Below are 17,087 nucleotides of genomic sequence, written 5' to 3'. Positions count from 1 at the left end.
GTGTGAATAGGTCATTAACTAAATACCAATACTCAAACAAACAAATTAAACATTAGTGAAAGTTGCTCGAACGCTTGGTGGATAAGGCGTTCGGTATAGCGGGGGAGGATGGAGATAATTAACCCTAACATGCTGATACCGATGGTCAGGGTGAGCGGAAAACCAACCACGAAAACGGAGAGTTGTGGGGTCATACGGTTGAGAATACCCAGTGCGAGGTTGAGGATCAAAAACAGCGTGATAAAGGGTAAGGCTAGCATTAACCCATTAATAAATATAGTGTTTGCAAATTGTGCAAATACCCAAAAACCGTCGCGGTTAAGGGGATTGGTTTGAATGGGGATCAGCTCAAATGAGTTCACAACAATATAAATCAGCCATAAATGGCCATCAAAGGCGAGAAACAACAAAATCGTGATCACGTTAAAAATACGCCCTAAAATTGGCATGTTTGGGCCACCCGTTGGGTCAAAAAAGGTGGCGAACGATAACCCCATCTGTAAACCAATCACTTCCCCTGCATGACGAACGGCGGCAAACGCCATTTGCATCGTTAGGCCCATCGCGACGCCAATCACCATTTGTTGCACAATCACCCATAAGCCCATTGCCGAAAATAACGGAATATTCACGACGGGAAGTTGCGGGGAAACAATTAACACGACAAAAAAGGCGAGGGCAACACGAACTTTGGTAATAGACTGTTTTTCATTGAAAAAAGGCGCTGTACCCAGCAGCGCTAAGAGGCGTATAAACGGGTAAAAACCTTGGCTGAGCCAAAGGGTCAGGGTTTCGCTGGTAATGGTTAACATTGTTAGCCAATCATAAAGGGTAAATTACTGAGCAACGTACGCATGTAATCAATCAATAGATTGAGCATCCATGGGCCAGCAATAATGATCACCGAAATTACCGACAAAATTTTGGGAATAAAAGATAACGTCATCTCGTTAACTTGGGTCGCAGCTTGTAGCAAGCTGATAATTAAACCTGCCGCAAGGGCAGCAAGTAATAGCGGCGCTGCTAGCATCAACGCAATTTTCATCGCTTCTGTTCCCATCGCCATTACGGATTCAGGTGTCATAATTGCTCCTAATTAAAAAAGCTTTGCGATAATGAGCCAAGCAATAATTGCCAGCCATCGACGAGAACAAATAACATCAGCTTAAATGGCAATGAAACTGTTGCTGGGGGAACCATCATCATCCCCAGTGCCATCAAGACGCTGGCGACCACTAAGTCAATGATCAAAAACGGAATAAAAATCGTAAAACCAATCTGAAATGCAGTTTTTAGCTCACTGGTAATAAACGCAGGGACTAAAATGCGCAGCGGCACGTCTTTGGCCTCTTGGATATCGCCTACTTTGGCGATACGTGCGAATAACGCAAGGTCAGATTCACGGGTTTGCCCTAACATAAAGGTGCGTAGTGGTGCAGTGCCTTTTTCCAGCGCCGTTTCAAGGCTGATTTTATCTTCGCTAAAGGGTTGATACGCTTCGCGATAGACTTGGTCAGCCACAGGGGACATCACGAAAAACGTCAGAAAAAGCGCTAAGCCGAGCAACACTTGGTTAGGTGGGGCGGATGGCGTCCCTAATGCGTTTCGCAGTAACCCCAGCACGATAATGATGCGCGTAAAGCTGGTCATCATTAACAGTAAAGCGGGAATAAAGCCCAATAACGTTAAAAACAGTAAGGTTTGGACGGGTAACGACCAAGTTTGCCCGCCATCAGCCAAGCTATGGCTGATAACCGCGGGTAATGCTGCAAAAGCAGAATTGGGTAAAGCAAACAGAAGCGCAGCAACGAACAGCGAGTTTTTTACAGGTAACATGCGAGCTTCCGGCTACTTATACAAAGGAGTCACTGACGCCGCAAGGTTCGCAGCATCTTGTTTTTTCTTGAAAACAGATTGGAAAGTCAGTGGCTCATTGGTTAAAACGGGCAAATGTTCAGTTTGTGCAGGATATTGATGCAGCACATTGATACTTTGCGCTGTCACCCCGAGAACCAAACATTCGTTATTTACTTCGACCACCACAACCCGTTCTTTATTGCCTAATGAGCAACTGCTTTTGACTTTCACCAGTGAGTCTTTGCCAAATTTCTTCGGCGCGAACCCTAGCTTTTTCACCAACCAAGCACCTGCTAGGATCAGCAAAATAATACCGCCGAGCGAACCTGAAATTTGCACCAAGCTATCGTTTTGGTTAATGGCGGGTGCATTGGGTTCACTGTGCGCAATCGTATTGGATAAAAAAGGTGCCGTTTGCGCTGGCGTCACTGGCTCGATTTGCGAAAACATCGTCATTGGCAATTGCCCTTGTATCTTAACGGCTCAAGCGGCGCATACGTTCTGATGGCGTAATGATGTCAGTAATACGAATACCGTAATTATCTGAAACCACGACCACTTCACCCTGCGCAATTAAATAACCGTTGATTAAAATATCCAGTGGCTCGCCCGCTAAACCGTCTAAAGACACTACGGAACCTTGGGATAAACTCAGCAGCTTTTTAATGGTCATTTTTGTGCGACCCAGCTCAACCGATAGGCGAACGGGAATATCCATAATCATGTCGATATCGGATAACTGATTTAATGGGTTTTGCCCATCAAAGTTATCAAAGGCCTGTGCACCAGCAGAGGCGGATTCCGCTTTTTTTTGCTGTTCTAACGCTTCAGCCCACAGGTCTTCACTGTCGTGATTGGTTGATGCATCAGGAGAGTTCTTCGCCTCACTCATTGGTACTTTCCTCATCTAGAGTGTTTAAAACAGGGTTAATCAAATGTTCTACACGCAACGCATATTGGCCATTTTGGGTGCCGTATTGACTGGTTAAGACAGGCACGCCATCGACATTCACCATCAGGCGGTCTGGCTTCTCAATAGGGATGACATCCCCTTTTTGCAGTTGCAGTAAGCGAGAAATTCGCATTGGAATGTCAACAAAGTTGGCAACCAACTCAAGTTCAGAACGTTTCACTTGGGTCACAAGGTTAGAGACCCACGCTTCATTTTCCTGATGCCCTTGTTCCACTGGTGGGTTGATTAAACGCTCACGCAACGGCTCAATCATGGCAATAGGGATACAAATACTGAATTCACCCACCGTGTTACCAATTTCAACTAAAAATGGGGTCGTGACGACAATGTCGTTTGGCGAGGTGGTGATATTGGTAAATTTAACTTGCACTTCGGAGCGCACATATTCCACTTCGATATCGGCAATGGGCTTCCAGGCATCACGGTAAGCGCCCAGTGCTAATTTCAACATGCGATTAATAATGCGCTGTTCGGTATTGGTAAACTCTTTACCTTCTTGGCGAACAGGGAAACGGCCATCGCCACCAAATAAGTTATCAACGGCTATATAGACTAACGCAGGTTCGAAGGTAAATAGGGCAGTGCCTCGCAACGGTGGCATGTGGATCAGGTTTAAGTTTGTTGGCACCGGTAAGTTACGAGCAAATTCATGATAAGGCTCGATTTTAATACCGCCGACGGTGATGTCGGGGCTACGGCGCAACATGTTAAACAGACCCATGCGGAACTGACGAGCGAAACGCTCATTAATGATTTCAAGGGACTGCATACGCTCACGAATAACCCGACGTTGGGTATTCGGGTCGTAAGGGCGAACGTGGTCTTTCCCTTGCATTTCAGGTGCAGGCGTATTGCTTGATGGCGCATCATCATTAAGAAGCGCATCAATTTCAGCCTGAGATAAAATATTATCGCTCATGAATATTACCGCAGAATAAAAGTCGTAAATAACACATCGGAAATATCCTGATCGGTATCGCCGGGGATCAGGGTTGGAGTGAGTGTTTGCTTAATTTCTTTCATTAGCTGCAACTTACCATCATGATTTTCAATGTTTTTGGCTTTTTGCTCTGATAAAAGTAGCAGTAAGCGACTGCGAACTTCAGGAAGGTATTCATGAAGTTGCTTGCGAGATTTTTCATTCGCAAGGCGCAATGTCACGTGGATATAGAGCACACGGTCAGGGCCGTCGACGCCAGCTAAGTTCACCGTAAATGGCTCTAATTCCATAAAGATTGGTTGAGGCATATTTGGGCGCTTTTCTTCTTCACTCAGCGCTTGAGGGCCTTGCTGTGTCGTCCACCAGGTGTACCCACCAAAACCAGCACCCGCGAGGGCAACAAGGGCGAACAGAATGAGCAACCCTTTATTCGAACGTTTAGATTCTTTGCGTGACGACATGTTAGCTGAATTCCTGTTTCTTGGATGCTAAACCCAAATGGGTTTTTTTCTTTATGATCTCTAGCATTATGGCTTGCTTGTTGAGAGTTAAAGGAGTGAAAAACGAAACAAAAAGGCGGTAACTCGGCGCTTTAGTTGTGAAATCACCGCATTTTGTTTATTAATTATGCAAAGGTACTGATGCCACCTTGGCGAACTTGGGTCGTTTTCGTAGAAACAGTGGCGTTAGACTCACTGATGCCAACCACGCCGACCGACGGATGTGTTGCTTGAATTTGCCCATCGTGTTGCTGTTGTGAACCTTGTTGCGAACCATCGGATTGGTGGTTTAAGTTCTCCTGCCCCACAGAGCCTTGTGCCAAATGAATGCCACTTTCTTGCAGTGCACTGCGTAGGACTGGCATCATCGATTCCATCGCTGCGCGTACATGGCTGTGAGGCGACACAAAGTGCATCACCGCTTGGTTGTCTTCAATGCGTAAATGCACATTGAGCGAACCTAACTCTTCAGGGTGTAAACGAATTTGTGCTTGTGAAACCCCTTGGCGTGAGAAAAACAGCATGTGCTGGCTCAATTGCTGTTGCCATGCTTCACTGCCTAATTGGCTGCTTAAATGCAGGGTAGGGGCCGCGGTTGGCGCATTCATCGTCGCCGCTTGAACTGTTGAGGCCGTCGGCATCATACTGATTGGCTGCGCGGAGGTATGCTGTGAGGCACTGGTGGTAAATGCCCCAGTGTCCGTTTGCAAGGTAAACGCGCCTTTTGCTGTTTGACTTAACGTTTCATTCGTCAGAGGTTGCATGTTAGTAAGGGCGTCTTTGTCGCTGACTTTTTTGTTCAACGGCATAAAGTCCTGAGTCAGGTTTTTACCACGAACATCACGTTGGTTATCAAGTGCAAAGAGCGGTTGGTCGCGGCGCTCTTCTTTTTCGTTCTTAATCACGGTGCCTAAAGCAGGAGCTTCGTCTTCACCCGCTAATTGCAATTGCGAACCTTCGAGGTGCTTGCCGTCATCAGGTAACGCATCGTGAGTACCTTGGTTAAGCTGTTGCATACGCTGGGTAAATGCCCCAAGAGTGGGATGCGCTTCTGGCGCTGTCAACGGTTTCCCTGTTAATTGGGCTTGATTGCTTAACGATTGTTTTAAGTTATTGAGCCAAGATTGCTCATTGGCTTCTTTACCTGTTAATAAATCGGCATTCAATGCGGTTTGTACGCTATCTGGGCGCAAATTACGGCTAAAATTCAACTGTTCGATGGTGTTTTCAGCACTTTTTTGCACGCCACTGGCGGGTTCAGCAGATTTTTCATTAGCACCAGCCAGCTTATTATCAACAATCTCTTTATTGACTGACTTTTCGTCAACAGGCGAGGTCACCGTGCTTTCTTTAGGCGCAGGCTGTTGGTTATCCAGCACCGCTTGGAAAGGTAGCGCTGGGGCTTGGTTTTCATCAATGCGTGATTCATTTTGTTGCTGCGCGTTACTGTTTTTGGCAGGCGCAAGTGTTGGCACGCTGTTAGCGTTGATGTCCATCTATTGTGGTCTCCGTAAAGTCGCGCGTTGGGCAAATTCATCCATTTGTTTTTGCTCTAAGCGATTTTGACGTTGGTATTCAGTTTGTTCAGCGCGTTGAATTAAGGTATCGAATGCATTGACGCGTTGCTGTTTTTCTTGCCAATGGCGGTTGGCATCGTTAACCCGTTGTTCCCATACATTAAGTTGCTGCTGTTGTTGTTCGATGGTCAGTTCTAATGTGACCAAAAACTGTTGGTAATTCTGCCACTTATCCGATGCCATACCGCTGTGTAGCGTTTGGTTTAGCTTTTGTCGGTATTCAGATTGATAGTTTTCCAACATGCTCAGTTGTTGCGCCATTTGCGTGTGTGTTTGGCGCACTTGAGCTAACACTTTTGCGGCCTCTTCAGAGGCTTCCTCAGCTAAACTGAGCAAAGTTGCCAACGCATTGTTTTTGGCCATTTATCCCCTCATTACTCGTTGGGAACAACATGCATGAGTTGTTCGCAAGCGGTTTGATAGTCACAACGCTCATCAATATCTTGCTGCAAAAATTTCGACATCCGTGGGTAATACTGAATAGCGGTATCCAACATAGGGTCGCTCCCCATGGCATACGCCCCCACGTTGATTAAATCGCGGTTACGCTGGTAGCTTGACGTTAATTGTTTAAACCGCTGAATCTTCCGATAGTGTTCCTTCGGAATTAATTCGGTCATCGCACGGCTTATAGAGGCTTCGACATCAATAGCAGGGTAGTGCCCAGACTCGGCTAAAGAGCGCGAAAGCACAATGTGCCCATCAAGAATAGCGCGAGCAGAGTCTGCAATTGGGTCTTGCTGGTCATCCCCTTCGGTCAATACGGTATAAAACGCGGTGATCGAGCCGCCATTTTTACCGTTACCGGCACGTTCAACGAGCGCAGGCAATTTAGCGAAAACAGACGGTGGGTAGCCTTTTGTTGCAGGGGGCTCACCTACAGCAAGGGCAATTTCACGTTGTGCCATGCTGTAACGGGTGAGTGAGTCCATAATCAGCAATACGCTTAGGCCTTGGTCGCGAAAATATTCGGCAATACGTGTGGCGTAGGAGGCACCTTGCATACGCAAAAGCGGCGAAACATCCGCAGGTGCAGCAACCACGACGGCTCGTTTTAAGCCTTCTGCACCTAAAATATTTTCGATAAAGTCTTTAACTTCACGTCCCCGTTCACCAATTAAACCAACCACGATAATATCGGCTTGCGTAAACCGCGCCATCATACCTAGAAGCACACTTTTACCCACACCTGAGCCCGCAAACAGGCCCATACGCTGCCCACGGCCAACGGTGAGTAAGGCATTAATTGCGCGAACACCGACATCCAGCACGCTGCTAATCGGCGTACGCTCTAGCGGGTTGATCGGTGGCGTGATGAGCGGTGCTCGGGTTTTCACTTCTAAAGGCCCTTTACCATCAAGGGGGGTGCCTTGGGCATCCAATACGCGACCCAGCAATTCATTACCAATCGGCAGTAAGCGGCTGGTTTGGCCGTCGTCACCTGTTGATTGTGCATACACACGGGCACCAGGCGCAATCCCTTCGAGATCGGCGAGTGGCATCAGGAGCATGCGTGGGCCGTTAAACCCGACCACCTCACAAACCACTTCATCCGTGCCGCCGTTAATGGAACGCTCAATAAAACAGGTGGCACCGAGGGGCATTTTTATCCCCTCGGCTTCCATAACTAACCCCGTAATTTTGGTTAAACGACCATAACGGCGCACCATCGGGATCCCTTTCATCCGCGATCCTAAATCATCAAGCGAGGCAATCCAGCGTCCCAAACGTGCGGTCATGAAAGGCTCTCCGGTGCATATAAACGGCACAATTCTTGCCAACGTGTCGCAACAGTCATATCGATTTCACCGTCTTCGGCGACCACACGACAGCCACCTAAGTGCAGTTTCGGGTCAGCCACTAAGCGCCACCCATGCAGGCTTAGTAACGAGCCAAGGTGTTGTTCAATCAACTCAAAGTGATTCGGGTTGACGTGCAACTCAGGCTGCCCAGTGAAAATGGGCTTTTGCTGTAATAGATTACTGATCTCTTCGAGTAGGGCTGTGCCATCACATACTGTAGACTGCCCAAGCACTTGCTTAGCCGCCGTTAAGGCAATCTGTAATAATTTGGTGGTTACCACGGTATCGAAGGTATCGAGGGAGTAATTAAACTCCGACAATAATTTCTGCCACGTCTCAATAACGGGTTGCTGTAAAGCGAGCGCTTGCTCACGCCCTTGCTCTTCGCCCGCCCGTAAACCTTGTTCAAACCCGGCTTGATAACCGTCTTTTTGGCCTTTTTCATGACCTTGTTGATACCCAGTACGCTGGGCATCTTCTTTAATGTTATCGAGCAGGTTAATTTGCTCTAACACTTCTTTTGGCTCAAGGCACGGCACTTTGGGCGCATCGGGCTCTGGGACGTCACTTAATGATGGAATAGCGGATGAGTTCAGCTCCCATTGATTAAGTTCGCGTAATTTCCAAGGCTGCCATTGGTCATGGGTCGGTTTTGTTTTAGACATACACGTCGTCTCCACCACCGATGGCGATTTCGCCTTTCTCGACTAAGCGGCGAACAACCAGCAGGATAGCTTTCTGTTCGTTTTCCACTTGGGACATACGCACTGGCGAGCGCGATTCCAAATCGTCGCGAACAATTTCCGCCGCACGTGCTGCCATATTGTTGAGGAAGTGGTCGCGCAGAGCTTGGTTGCTGCCTTTGAGGGCAATAACCAGCGAGTCGGTAGACACTTCTTGCAAAATACGTTGAATGCTGCGGTTGTCCACTTCGATAAGGTTTTCGAACAGGAACATTTCATCAATGATGCGCTGTGCCAATTCGCCATCGTAATCACGCATTGCATCGATAACGCTTTCCTCTTGCTGGCTCTTCATCAGGTTGATAATTTCTGCCGCAGTTCTTATGCCACCCATTTTGCTGCGTTTGAGGTTTTGGCCATCCAGCAAATTGTTTAACACTTCGGTCAGTTCGGCGAGTGCAGCAGGCTGTACGCCACCGAATGTTGCGATACGCAGCATAATGTCGTTGCGTTGGCGCTCTTCGAACAGTTCCAATACATCGGCTGCAAGGTTGCGTTTTAAGTGAACCAAAATGGTAGCGATAATCTGTGGATGTTCATCACGGATAATATCGGCAACGGTTTGTGGTTCCATATAGTTGAGGCTTTCGATACCTGAGGTAGTCTCTTGTTTTTCAAAGATATCCTCAAGCAGGCTTGCCGCACGCTCTTCACCCAGCGCTTTAATAAGCACGGAGCGCAGGTAGTCATTGGTATTAATGTTCAGCGCCGCAAATTGAATTGCCGACTCTTCAAACTCGGTGAGAACTTCCGCCAGTTCGTTATTGGAGATCTGGCGCATGTTAGACACCGCCATACTCAGTTGCTGAACTTCTTTTGGATTCAGGTGCTTAAACACTTCTGCCGCCTGATCTTCGCCGAGTGTCATTAACATCACGGCGCTTTTTTCTGTTCCACTTAAACTCATTACGCTTTTCCTAACCACTGACGGATAACCATTGCCACGATTTGTGGGTCTTTTTCAGCCATTTCGCGAATACGTTGACTTTGAATTTCAGCGCTAACACGTTGGCGAGTCAGACGGCGGCGAGTTTGCTCATCCATGTCTTCGTTAATTTCTTCGTCCACCACAAGTGGTGTTTTCATCTGAGTTGCCACAAACATTTCGGCATCAGTTTGCGCTTGCTGCGTTTTACGGTATTTAACCCATTGTGGTTTGATACCAAAACGCCACATAAACCAAGCAATTAGGGCAATTAGCAGAATTTTGCCGTAATCCAGTAACTGGGCGATAAACTGCGGGCTTTCCAGTAATGATGGTTCAACTTCAATTGGCGTATCATTCGTAAATAACGAGTTGGTGATATTTAATGAGTCACCGCGCGCGGTTGAGTAGCCCATGGCTTCACGGGTTAATGCTTCAATTTGCTGCATCATTTCCGGTGGCAATGGTTTCATTTCTGCGCCATTTTCACCTTCTTGTGAATGGTAATTGACGATAACTGCGACCGAGAGCCTATCAACCACGCCAATTTGCCGTTGAGTGTGACTAATTTTGCGATCCACCTCGTAATTGGTGGTTTCATCGCTTTGCGAGTTAGTCGTGTTATTCCGGTTATTGGTGGTTTGCTGTGCGTCTTTATTATCTTTATTCGTTTCAATTGGCGCATTTGGTGCGCTAACAGGTTGGTTTGATAACGCACCCGGCACGCCACCTGTTCCGCCATTGTTATTTTGCATACTTTGGCTGTTTTGGCGGGAACGAATAGCGGCGCTATCTGCTGTTTGGTTCGGCTTATATTCTTCCGAGGTTTGTTCAACCTTGGAGAAATCCATTTGCGCGGTGACTTGTGCATGAATATTGGCACGGCCCACTAATGGGGAAAGAATGTCTTCAATGCGCTGTTTAAGATGGGATTCCATCTCTTTAGTCATTTTAATTTGCGCACTGTTGGCGGATTGCTGGCTGTTATCGTTATTGGTGAGTAAGCGACCCGCTTGGTCAACAATAATGACATTTGTCGCCGTCAGTCCAGTGACACTACTTGACACCATATGGACGATAGCGCTAATTTGCCCTTCATCAAGCATTCTGCCCGGCAATAAGCCCACAGTGACCGATGCAGTCGGCAATTTTTGCTCACGCACAAACAACGTCGGTTTAGGGATAGCTAAGTGTACCCGAGCGCTTTGTACAGGGCTGAGTGACTCAATAGTGCGCGATAACTCACCTTCTAACGCACGTTGGTAGTTAATTTGTTCGCTAAACTGGCTAATACCAAACTGTTCTTTATCCAACAGTTCAAAACCGGTGTTACCCCCTTTGGGTAAGCCTGATTGCGCCAGCTTTAAGCGCAACTCATGCACTTTATCGGCGGGAACTAAAATGGCGCTACCATTATCAGCAATTTGATAAGGGACGTTCATCTGCGTTAGCTGACCAACAATATCCCCACCATCCTTAGCACTTAGGTTGCTAAGCAGAACACGGTAGTCGGGGCTGCGTAACCAGAGAAGGAGGGCAACGATAATTGCGACGGCAGCAGCTGCTGCTATCATTAACGGTATTTTAGGATCGGCTTTAATGCGGTCAACCATTGAGGCAAACCCTTTTTTAGCCTCTCCTGTGTCTTTAGATGCGGCACTCATAAATATTCCCTGCTTGGCAGACTACTAGACGGATGAAAATACTTTTGGTGAAACAATGTTATTTCCCTCTTCGTAACGTCACTTTTTCACTTTGCTATTATTTCTTGTCTTGGGGCAATCTAATGACGGAATCAGCCTATAAATTTGGTGTTATTTATCGGCTTCAAGTTAAAAAGGGTGTGGTAGGGTAAGCTCGACGAATGAATTAGTGGTACATATTCACTATATTGAGAAGAGAGCATCATGACAGTTCAAGCCATTGAAGGGGTTATTTCACAATTAAATGTGGTGGCGACGCAAGCGACTAACCCAATAAAACCTGCTATCGAGCCTGTAGGCTTTGCGGATCACCTTGTTGCATCCGTTAACCAAATCAATAAAACGCGCAATGACTCCGCGAAGCAAATTGAAGATTTCACTCTTGGGAAGCAAGATATTTCCCTGAATGATGTGATGGTGGATATGCAAAAAGCCAGTCTAAGCCTGCAAATGGGTATCCAAGTACGTAATAAGTTAGTGGCAGCATACCAAGAAATTATGTCAATGCCTGTGTGATTTTATTATCTATTTGAATATTATAAATTAATAGCCTTATCGTTGCGCGTTAGGCGGACGGTGGGGCGTTTTTATTCAAACTAATAATGAGCGTGAGTGACTTTTAGTTATCCATTAATCAATATCATAATTCTGCATTAATGATCCCTATCCTATTTGCCCAGTAATAAAGACGGTGGGATAACCTGCAAATAATATCCAATATGCCTATTTTATCTCCCAATTAATATTTAAAACCTACCAATAAAAAATTGAAAAAAAGTGCTATTGAGAACTTGAAATATTCGCTGTGAGCCTTATATAAATAATGCACCGAGGTAAAGGGTTACTCCACACTAGGTTTACGATGAGTGGTGCATAGGTTATATGTGTTTAGTTTGCGATATACAATATTGAAGGAGCGTTTATGTCTAACATTCGATCTTTTTCATTATTCCCTGCATTATCTGATAACTTGCTTTCAAACAGATTTGATCAAATAGATAGATTGTTTAGTCAATTAACAGGTAATCGCCCATTAACTTCAGAACATCCTTATAATTTAAAACAAATAGATGACACTCACTATCAATTAACGGTGAGTGTGCCAGGTTATAAGGAAGATGATTTAACGGTATCCATGAAAGGTGGGAAACTGTGTATACAAGGTGAGCAATCCACAGAATTAAACAATGATTCAGAAAAATGGATCCACAAAGGGATCACTCAAAACAAGTTCTCCCTTGAATTTAATTTAGGTAAAAATGTGAAAATTGAATCTGCTGAATTATCGGGTGGGTTATTAGCATTAGATATTGAATATGAAATTCCAGAGGAAGAAAAAGCGCAAGTCATCGCGATTGAAAATAAAGATGTAAAATCATAATGTTAACAATATTAACCCGCCAGGTTTGGCGGGTTTTTTTATGTCTGAAATTAGGGTTAAAGCGGCGATTTACTCAGTGTGATTTTGATAAAATTACACATGATTTTGTGTCAGGGCGTAAAATAAAATTGCAATTATGTTTTATGTGTGGCTTAATACTCTCACTGGTTTGGAAGTACAGGCCTATTTATGCTAGTCAGTTTAAAGTTGTTCACCATTAAGCGTTATCTCAGATACCCCTTCATTGCGAATTCCTTCTAATTAATTCCATAAGTACCAATAAACAACCAAACAAAAATATGCCTTATGGCAAATCTAAAAAATTAAAGGAAATTCTATGTCTAATACAATGACTGGTTCAGTAAAATGGTTTAACGACGATAAAGGTTTTGGTTTTATTACTCCTGCAGATGGCAGCAAAGATGTGTTTGTTCACTTCTCTGCAATCCAGAGCGATAACTTTAAATCTTTAGCTGAAGGCCAACAAGTTTCATTTTCTATCGAAAATGGCGCAAAAGGCCCAGCAGCTGCAAACGTAATTGCACTGTAATAATTAATAAAATCTATTTAGGTTTAATTATTCAAACTTTTGTAAAAGTGCGATAAAACCTTAGGCTTATTAATAGCCAGTTAGAATATTATTCAAAACCTCGTTATGCGAGGTTTTGTTGTATATAAGGTTTATTAAATGCATACATCATAGGCATGATTGTCATTGAGCTAGGTATTATCTTATTCATGGACTACAGTTAACTGAATCAACACCTATGATGAGTTAATTCACATGAAAGTGATGTTTGTGGCTGTTGTTGTTATCGCCACTTTTTGTTTACTAGTCACTAATGCATTGATATTAGGAATGTAAATAAATCAGATGGTAGGTTCCCTAAAAGTGAACTGACGCCATAAAACTAGACAATAACGTAATCTGCCCTTAAGGACTGAATTCTGTATATGACAGGGCTCAGTCCTTTTAATTTTGCCTAAGTTTAATTATGGTTATAGGGAAATAGTTAATAAAAGAAGCCCGATCGGGTTAATTCACCAATTCCTGTGATAATAAACTGCACTCCCATACAAACTAATAAAAATCCCATTATTCTTGATATTGCATCGATACCATTTGTTCCAAAAAATTTCATGATCATATTTGAGCTTTTCAAACAGGCCCAAAGAATAATGGAAAATAAGAAAAAAACTAATGGTGGGGCAATTAAAACAACCCAATGAGGGTATTCACTTTCATTCGTGATGACAGATGAGGCCATACTGATGATCATTGCAATTGTTCCAGGCCCCGCAGTGCTTGGCATTGCTAAAGGAACGAAAGCAATGCTAGAGGTGTTATCCAATATCTTTTCTTCATCACTATTTTTATTGGCTTCAACAACTGGAAATAGCATTCTAAAGCCAATGTAAGCGACAATAAAACCGCCTGCAATTCTTAATCCTGGAATACTGACACCGAATGTGTTCATAATAGCTTGGCCTGAATACCATGAAACAAGCATAATAAAAAAAACATAAATAGGCGTTGTATTTATGGTTTTCTTACGAGCATCAATCGTCATTCCACCCGATAAGCCGAGAAATAATGCAACAGTTGTTAATGGATTAGACAAGGGTAATAATACGGCAAGCCCAATACCAATTGCAGTTAATAATTCAAACATGTCCACCTCGAGTATAATTAGAGCAAGAAATTGAGAATATTATGACTATATTTTAAGCTAATGTCAGAGTTTGATTTATCCTCTAAATTTATTGAGGAAAGAATCGAACTCTTATCTTTACCTACAGATACACTATGAATAAGATGAAAAATTTTATCTTTAGCGTCATGTGACTTAGCTAATTGGTAGAGACTAATTAAGGACAATAAAACATAAAGTTTATTAATGTGCTTAGGGTTAGAAATAGCACTAATATTCAATAGCATCGTATTTTTTAATTTATCTGAATTAAGGTCTTTAGATGTCATGCTGCTAATTTTTTGCAACATAAAATTCATTTTACGTGACTCGATTTGCTGAGCACTACTTAGTGGGATGATATATAGCATCAATATCACAATGATAATGGAAAAAATAAGTGCAATTGAGGTGTTAGCAAAGTAAGAAAAATCAAAATCCATTGGATTGGTGAAATTAATGAGAAATATCATAGAAATACATACGACATGAGAAAGCAAAAAGGCGAGTTTACCTACGGATTTTAAAACACCAAGAATTAAAAATATTGGAGCCATGATCATTACAGCTTGAGCATAACTAGATGCTTGAATTAAAAAATAAAATTTTAGTATGTAGCTGATAATGATCACTAGAAGAGCAACGACAAATATAATAAAGGCGAGTTTATTTGCATTGGGAATAGTCACTCCAAATGTAAATGAAATACTCACTAATACAGGGAGAATATAACCATATTCCCAGCCTGTGTTTAGCCAAAATAATACGCTAATAACCAGGCTGATCACTAGCCTAAGCGTATTTAAAAAAGCATCTTTCCAATCAAAAAAATAATAAAAGCTGTTATCAGTTAAATCACGTTCTTGTTTTTTAAAGTCTAAAAATTGTTTGTAGCTGGTGTATTTTAAAAAGTGTTTATCAACCATGCCCATGATGGAAAAAACGATCAGCATAGGTAACTGTTTTGCTTTACGCTTTGCTGTTTTAAACGATAAAAAATGACTTTCATATTGGCTTGTTTCATCATAGCTAATGCTACTTTCCAGTACACTTTTTAAGCTTGTATGAATTTTATCATTTTGGTGTTTAAACAAGTTTGATAATAACTGTTTTTTTTCTGTTTTTATTTTTTTATCGATTAATTTTGTTTGAGGTATGTTCGATTGATTAGGCAGCAGGTAGGTTATAAAAGTGTACACGATAATCCCAATCGTCACTTCCATTAACCGTTCTTGAGATAAGTTAAAAATCGTCATTGGTAATGGAAATACTGACGTACCGAAAGCAATGATTGCAGAGGTATAACCTGATAACGAAAACATATATGGCATCATATAACGCGAAATTAATGTCATAAAAAGACATACTGATAGCCAAATAATGATTAATGCAGTAAAAATCCAATGATCGTTGATGCTGATATTGGCAATGAGAGTAACAGCAATAACCCCAATAACACTACCCGATAATCTTGCAGCCATTTTAGCTAAGCTTAGTGATGGATCTGGATAGCCAATAATAGCAACGGTCATCATCGACCAATATGGCTTATCAAAGCCAAAATAAGAGGATAAAAACCAAGCAAGTAAAATAGCTAATGTATACTTGACTGCAAATAACCAGTTTAATTTCATTGCTTACTCTTCAATAAATACAGTGCAAGTCGTTCCTGGGATCAAGGATATATTTTGGCTGTTTTGCAGCGATATTTTGACTGGCACACGTTGGGCTAGCCTAACCCACGGGTAGTTGGGCTGCACATTTTCCAATAGTTGGTTACCTGTTGATGAGTTATTATCATCGATTGCACGGCCGATACTTTGTACTTTTCCTCTTAATTCATTGTTATTGCCATATAGCTGTATTTTTGCACTATCCCCTATAACCACATTTGTCATTTTAGTTTCTTCCAAATAGGCGATAACATAGTAGGAGTCTTTATCTACAATAGCGAACAACGGTGAGCCTGCATTAATATAATTACCCGCTCTAAGGTTTAAGTTTGTGATAAAGCCATTAACGGGGGAGGATATTTTCGTTCTTGAAAGATCAAGTTTTGCTTTGTTTATTTTTACTTTCGCCAACTCTATCTTTTGAGTCAGACTCGCTAGCCGAGACTGAGCATCTTCAAGCTCTTCTTTTGAAATGGCGACTTGGTTTAGTTTTGTTCGCCTAGCTAATTGGTTTTTTGCAAAGTTATGTTGAATAACCAGCTCGTTGAGTTCGAGTTCAGATTGGCGAACTTTAATTTCGTAATCTGTCGGGTCTATAATTAATAACAAATCACCTTTTTTAACTTCTTGGTTATCAATGATTAAAAGATTATCAATTTTACCTGAAACTTCAGCGGTCACTTGGTTGATTTCAGCCCTTATCCGGCCATCACGAGTCCACGGGCTTAATGCATAATGGTTCCAGAGTAAATAAATAGAAGAAATAATGATGAACAAAGAGAGAACAATGATTAAATATTTTCTGATATTCATTTTTACCAACTACGAGTTTATAATGAAGTGTATGCATAAAATACATAAAAATAACATGGAGATATCAAATAGGTTCCCTGCATATTCATATTTGCTCATTAAATTTATATAAACAGTCCTAAAGATTAGCCATGAAAAGAACCCTAAAAAAAATATGAGTATGATCCCAGGTATAAAAACTGTTCCCCCTAAAATAAGATCTGTCATCAGTTATTCCACCATGTATGTATATAACATTTAATTGTAGTGATATTTAGCAAGTTGGTGTTTTTGATTTTTTAGTCTGCGACTAACTAAATTAATACGGTGTGTTATAACACTATATTATTCCAATGTGTAGTTCTATCGCATTAATCGTTAATTGACTGATACAATATATCATTAATTTATCTGGTGTTAGGACTGTTGGCTTAATGGTGAAATAATCAAATTCCTATACATCACCAATGGTGTTTAATTATATATTTTTATTAGTGTTTTCTTATCTTACATTAAGTTTTTATCTATAT

At 42.5% G+C, this 17,087-nt stretch carries 19 protein-coding genes; 3 read left to right on the top strand and 16 right to left on the bottom strand.

Annotated elements, in window-relative coordinates; genetic code table 11:
- Positions 1-32: 32 nt before the first annotated feature.
- From fliR to fliF, 13 genes are all read right to left on the bottom strand, one after another.
- The gene (gene fliR, locus J6836_RS10335) at positions 33-812 is read right to left on the bottom strand and encodes a flagellar biosynthetic protein FliR (RefSeq protein ID WP_219249054.1); all 780 of its coding nucleotides are present in this window, start codon (positions 810-812) and stop codon (positions 33-35) included.
- A 2-nt stretch (positions 813-814) separates the two neighbouring features.
- Positions 815-1,084: a flagellar biosynthesis protein FliQ gene (gene fliQ / locus J6836_RS10330; protein WP_219249052.1), complete on the bottom strand. Its 270-nt coding sequence runs from the start codon at positions 1,082-1,084 to the stop codon at positions 815-817.
- A gap of 8 nt (positions 1,085-1,092) precedes the next feature.
- The gene (gene fliP, locus J6836_RS10325) at positions 1,093-1,836 is read right to left on the bottom strand and encodes a flagellar type III secretion system pore protein FliP (RefSeq protein ID WP_219249050.1); all 744 of its coding nucleotides are present in this window, start codon (positions 1,834-1,836) and stop codon (positions 1,093-1,095) included.
- A 12-nt stretch (positions 1,837-1,848) separates the two neighbouring features.
- A complete protein-coding gene (gene fliO, locus J6836_RS10320; protein WP_219249048.1) occupies positions 1,849-2,313 on the bottom strand; it encodes a flagellar biosynthetic protein FliO in 465 nt (154 codons plus the stop codon).
- 19 nt (positions 2,314-2,332) lie between these two features.
- Positions 2,333-2,749, bottom strand: a complete 417-nt coding sequence (gene fliN / locus J6836_RS10315) for a flagellar motor switch protein FliN (RefSeq protein WP_004255621.1) — start codon at positions 2,747-2,749, stop codon at positions 2,333-2,335.
- Positions 2,742-3,749, bottom strand: a complete 1,008-nt coding sequence (gene fliM / locus J6836_RS10310) for a flagellar motor switch protein FliM (protein ID WP_206083866.1) — start codon at positions 3,747-3,749, stop codon at positions 2,742-2,744. Before fliM ends, fliN begins: the two co-directional genes overlap by 8 nt.
- A gap of 5 nt (positions 3,750-3,754) precedes the next feature.
- Positions 3,755-4,231, bottom strand: coding sequence for a flagellar basal body-associated protein FliL (gene fliL / locus J6836_RS10305; protein ID WP_219249045.1), 477 nt, complete (start codon positions 4,229-4,231; stop codon positions 3,755-3,757).
- Positions 4,232-4,395: 164 nt separating this feature from the next.
- Complete coding sequence (locus J6836_RS10300; protein ID WP_219249043.1) at positions 4,396-5,766, bottom strand: flagellar hook-length control protein FliK; 1,371 nt, start codon at positions 5,764-5,766, stop codon at positions 4,396-4,398.
- A complete protein-coding gene (gene fliJ, locus J6836_RS10295; protein ID WP_219249041.1) occupies positions 5,767-6,210 on the bottom strand; it encodes a flagellar export protein FliJ in 444 nt (147 codons plus the stop codon). It lies immediately after the preceding gene.
- Between the two features lie 11 nt (positions 6,211-6,221).
- Complete coding sequence (gene fliI / locus J6836_RS10290) at positions 6,222-7,586, bottom strand: flagellar protein export ATPase FliI (protein ID WP_219249039.1); 1,365 nt, start codon at positions 7,584-7,586, stop codon at positions 6,222-6,224.
- On the bottom strand, positions 7,583-8,314 hold the full coding sequence (fliH, locus tag J6836_RS10285) for a flagellar assembly protein FliH (RefSeq protein WP_219249037.1): 732 nt from the start codon (positions 8,312-8,314) through the stop codon (positions 7,583-7,585). The genes fliI and fliH overlap by 4 nt, the downstream gene beginning before the upstream one ends.
- Positions 8,307-9,299: a flagellar motor switch protein FliG gene (gene fliG / locus J6836_RS10280; RefSeq protein ID WP_219249482.1), complete on the bottom strand. Its 993-nt coding sequence runs from the start codon at positions 9,297-9,299 to the stop codon at positions 8,307-8,309. The genes fliH and fliG overlap by 8 nt, the downstream gene beginning before the upstream one ends.
- On the bottom strand, positions 9,299-10,981 hold the full coding sequence (gene fliF / locus J6836_RS10275; protein ID WP_219249035.1) for a flagellar basal-body MS-ring/collar protein FliF: 1,683 nt from the start codon (positions 10,979-10,981) through the stop codon (positions 9,299-9,301). The genes fliG and fliF overlap by 1 nt, the downstream gene beginning before the upstream one ends.
- 243 nt (positions 10,982-11,224) lie before the next feature.
- On the opposite strand from fliF, the gene fliE reads away from it, so the two are divergent.
- The 3 genes from fliE (at position 11,225) to cspE (ending at position 12,951) form a co-directional block, all read left to right on the top strand.
- Positions 11,225-11,536 (top strand): flagellar hook-basal body complex protein FliE, encoded by a 312-nt coding sequence (gene fliE, locus J6836_RS10270; RefSeq protein WP_219249033.1) that lies wholly within the window; start codon positions 11,225-11,227, stop codon positions 11,534-11,536.
- A gap of 406 nt (positions 11,537-11,942) precedes the next feature.
- Positions 11,943-12,401 carry an Hsp20 family protein gene (locus J6836_RS10265; protein ID WP_219249031.1) on the top strand — a complete coding sequence of 153 codons (459 nt, stop codon included), beginning with the start codon at positions 11,943-11,945 and terminating at the stop codon, positions 12,399-12,401.
- 337 nt (positions 12,402-12,738) lie between these two features.
- Positions 12,739-12,951, top strand: coding sequence for a transcription antiterminator/RNA stability regulator CspE (gene cspE, locus J6836_RS10260; protein ID WP_206083875.1), 213 nt, complete (start codon positions 12,739-12,741; stop codon positions 12,949-12,951).
- Between the two features lie 463 nt (positions 12,952-13,414).
- On the opposite strand, the gene J6836_RS10255 is transcribed toward cspE, so the two are convergent.
- The 3 genes from J6836_RS10255 to J6836_RS10245 are packed head-to-tail and all read right to left on the bottom strand — an operon-like array spanning position 13,415 to position 16,578.
- Entirely contained in the window at positions 13,415-14,074 is a 660-nt protein-coding gene (locus J6836_RS10255) for a MarC family NAAT transporter (RefSeq protein ID WP_219249028.1), read from the bottom strand.
- Between the two features lie 17 nt (positions 14,075-14,091).
- Positions 14,092-15,726: an FUSC family protein gene (locus J6836_RS10250; protein ID WP_219249027.1), complete on the bottom strand. Its 1,635-nt coding sequence runs from the start codon at positions 15,724-15,726 to the stop codon at positions 14,092-14,094.
- 3 nt (positions 15,727-15,729) lie between these two features.
- Complete coding sequence (locus tag J6836_RS10245; RefSeq protein WP_219249025.1) at positions 15,730-16,578, bottom strand: efflux RND transporter periplasmic adaptor subunit; 849 nt, start codon at positions 16,576-16,578, stop codon at positions 15,730-15,732.
- Positions 16,579-17,087 lie beyond the last annotated feature (509 nt).

It is taken from the genome of Providencia sp. R33 (assembly GCF_019343475.1).
Classification (GTDB): Bacteria; Pseudomonadota; Gammaproteobacteria; order Enterobacterales; family Enterobacteriaceae; genus Providencia.
The sequence above is the reverse complement of the archived record's forward strand: the minus strand, read 5'-3'. Positions and strand labels throughout refer to the sequence as shown.

Coding starts and splice junctions, on each gene's coding strand:
- fliR (WP_219249054.1), bottom strand. CDS start 812: ATGTTAACCATTACCAGCGAAACCCTGACCCTTTGGCTCAGCCAAGGT.
- fliQ (WP_219249052.1), bottom strand. CDS start 1,084: ATGACACCTGAATCCGTAATGGCGATGGGAACAGAAGCGATGAAAATT.
- fliP (WP_219249050.1), bottom strand. CDS start 1,836: ATGTTACCTGTAAAAAACTCGCTGTTCGTTGCTGCGCTTCTGTTTGCT.
- fliO (WP_219249048.1), bottom strand. CDS start 2,313: ATGACGATGTTTTCGCAAATCGAGCCAGTGACGCCAGCGCAAACGGCA.
- fliN (WP_004255621.1), bottom strand. CDS start 2,749: ATGAGTGAGGCGAAGAACTCTCCTGATGCATCAACCAATCACGACAGT.
- fliM (WP_206083866.1), bottom strand. CDS start 3,749: ATGAGCGATAATATTTTATCTCAGGCTGAAATTGATGCGCTTCTTAAT.
- fliL (WP_219249045.1), bottom strand. CDS start 4,231: ATGTCGTCACGCAAAGAATCTAAACGTTCGAATAAAGGGTTGCTCATT.
- J6836_RS10300 (WP_219249043.1), bottom strand. CDS start 5,766: ATGGACATCAACGCTAACAGCGTGCCAACACTTGCGCCTGCCAAAAAC.
- fliJ (WP_219249041.1), bottom strand. CDS start 6,210: ATGGCCAAAAACAATGCGTTGGCAACTTTGCTCAGTTTAGCTGAGGAA.
- fliI (WP_219249039.1), bottom strand. CDS start 7,586: ATGACCGCACGTTTGGGACGCTGGATTGCCTCGCTTGATGATTTAGGA.
- fliH (WP_219249037.1), bottom strand. CDS start 8,314: ATGTCTAAAACAAAACCGACCCATGACCAATGGCAGCCTTGGAAATTA.
- fliG (WP_219249482.1), bottom strand. CDS start 9,299: ATGAGTTTAAGTGGAACAGAAAAAAGCGCCGTGATGTTAATGACACTC.
- fliF (WP_219249035.1), bottom strand. CDS start 10,981: ATGAGTGCCGCATCTAAAGACACAGGAGAGGCTAAAAAAGGGTTTGCC.
- fliE (WP_219249033.1), top strand. CDS start 11,225: ATGACAGTTCAAGCCATTGAAGGGGTTATTTCACAATTAAATGTGGTG.
- J6836_RS10265 (WP_219249031.1), top strand. CDS start 11,943: ATGTCTAACATTCGATCTTTTTCATTATTCCCTGCATTATCTGATAAC.
- cspE (WP_206083875.1), top strand. CDS start 12,739: ATGTCTAATACAATGACTGGTTCAGTAAAATGGTTTAACGACGATAAA.
- J6836_RS10255 (WP_219249028.1), bottom strand. CDS start 14,074: ATGTTTGAATTATTAACTGCAATTGGTATTGGGCTTGCCGTATTATTA.
- J6836_RS10250 (WP_219249027.1), bottom strand. CDS start 15,726: ATGAAATTAAACTGGTTATTTGCAGTCAAGTATACATTAGCTATTTTA.
- J6836_RS10245 (WP_219249025.1), bottom strand. CDS start 16,578: ATGAATATCAGAAAATATTTAATCATTGTTCTCTCTTTGTTCATCATT.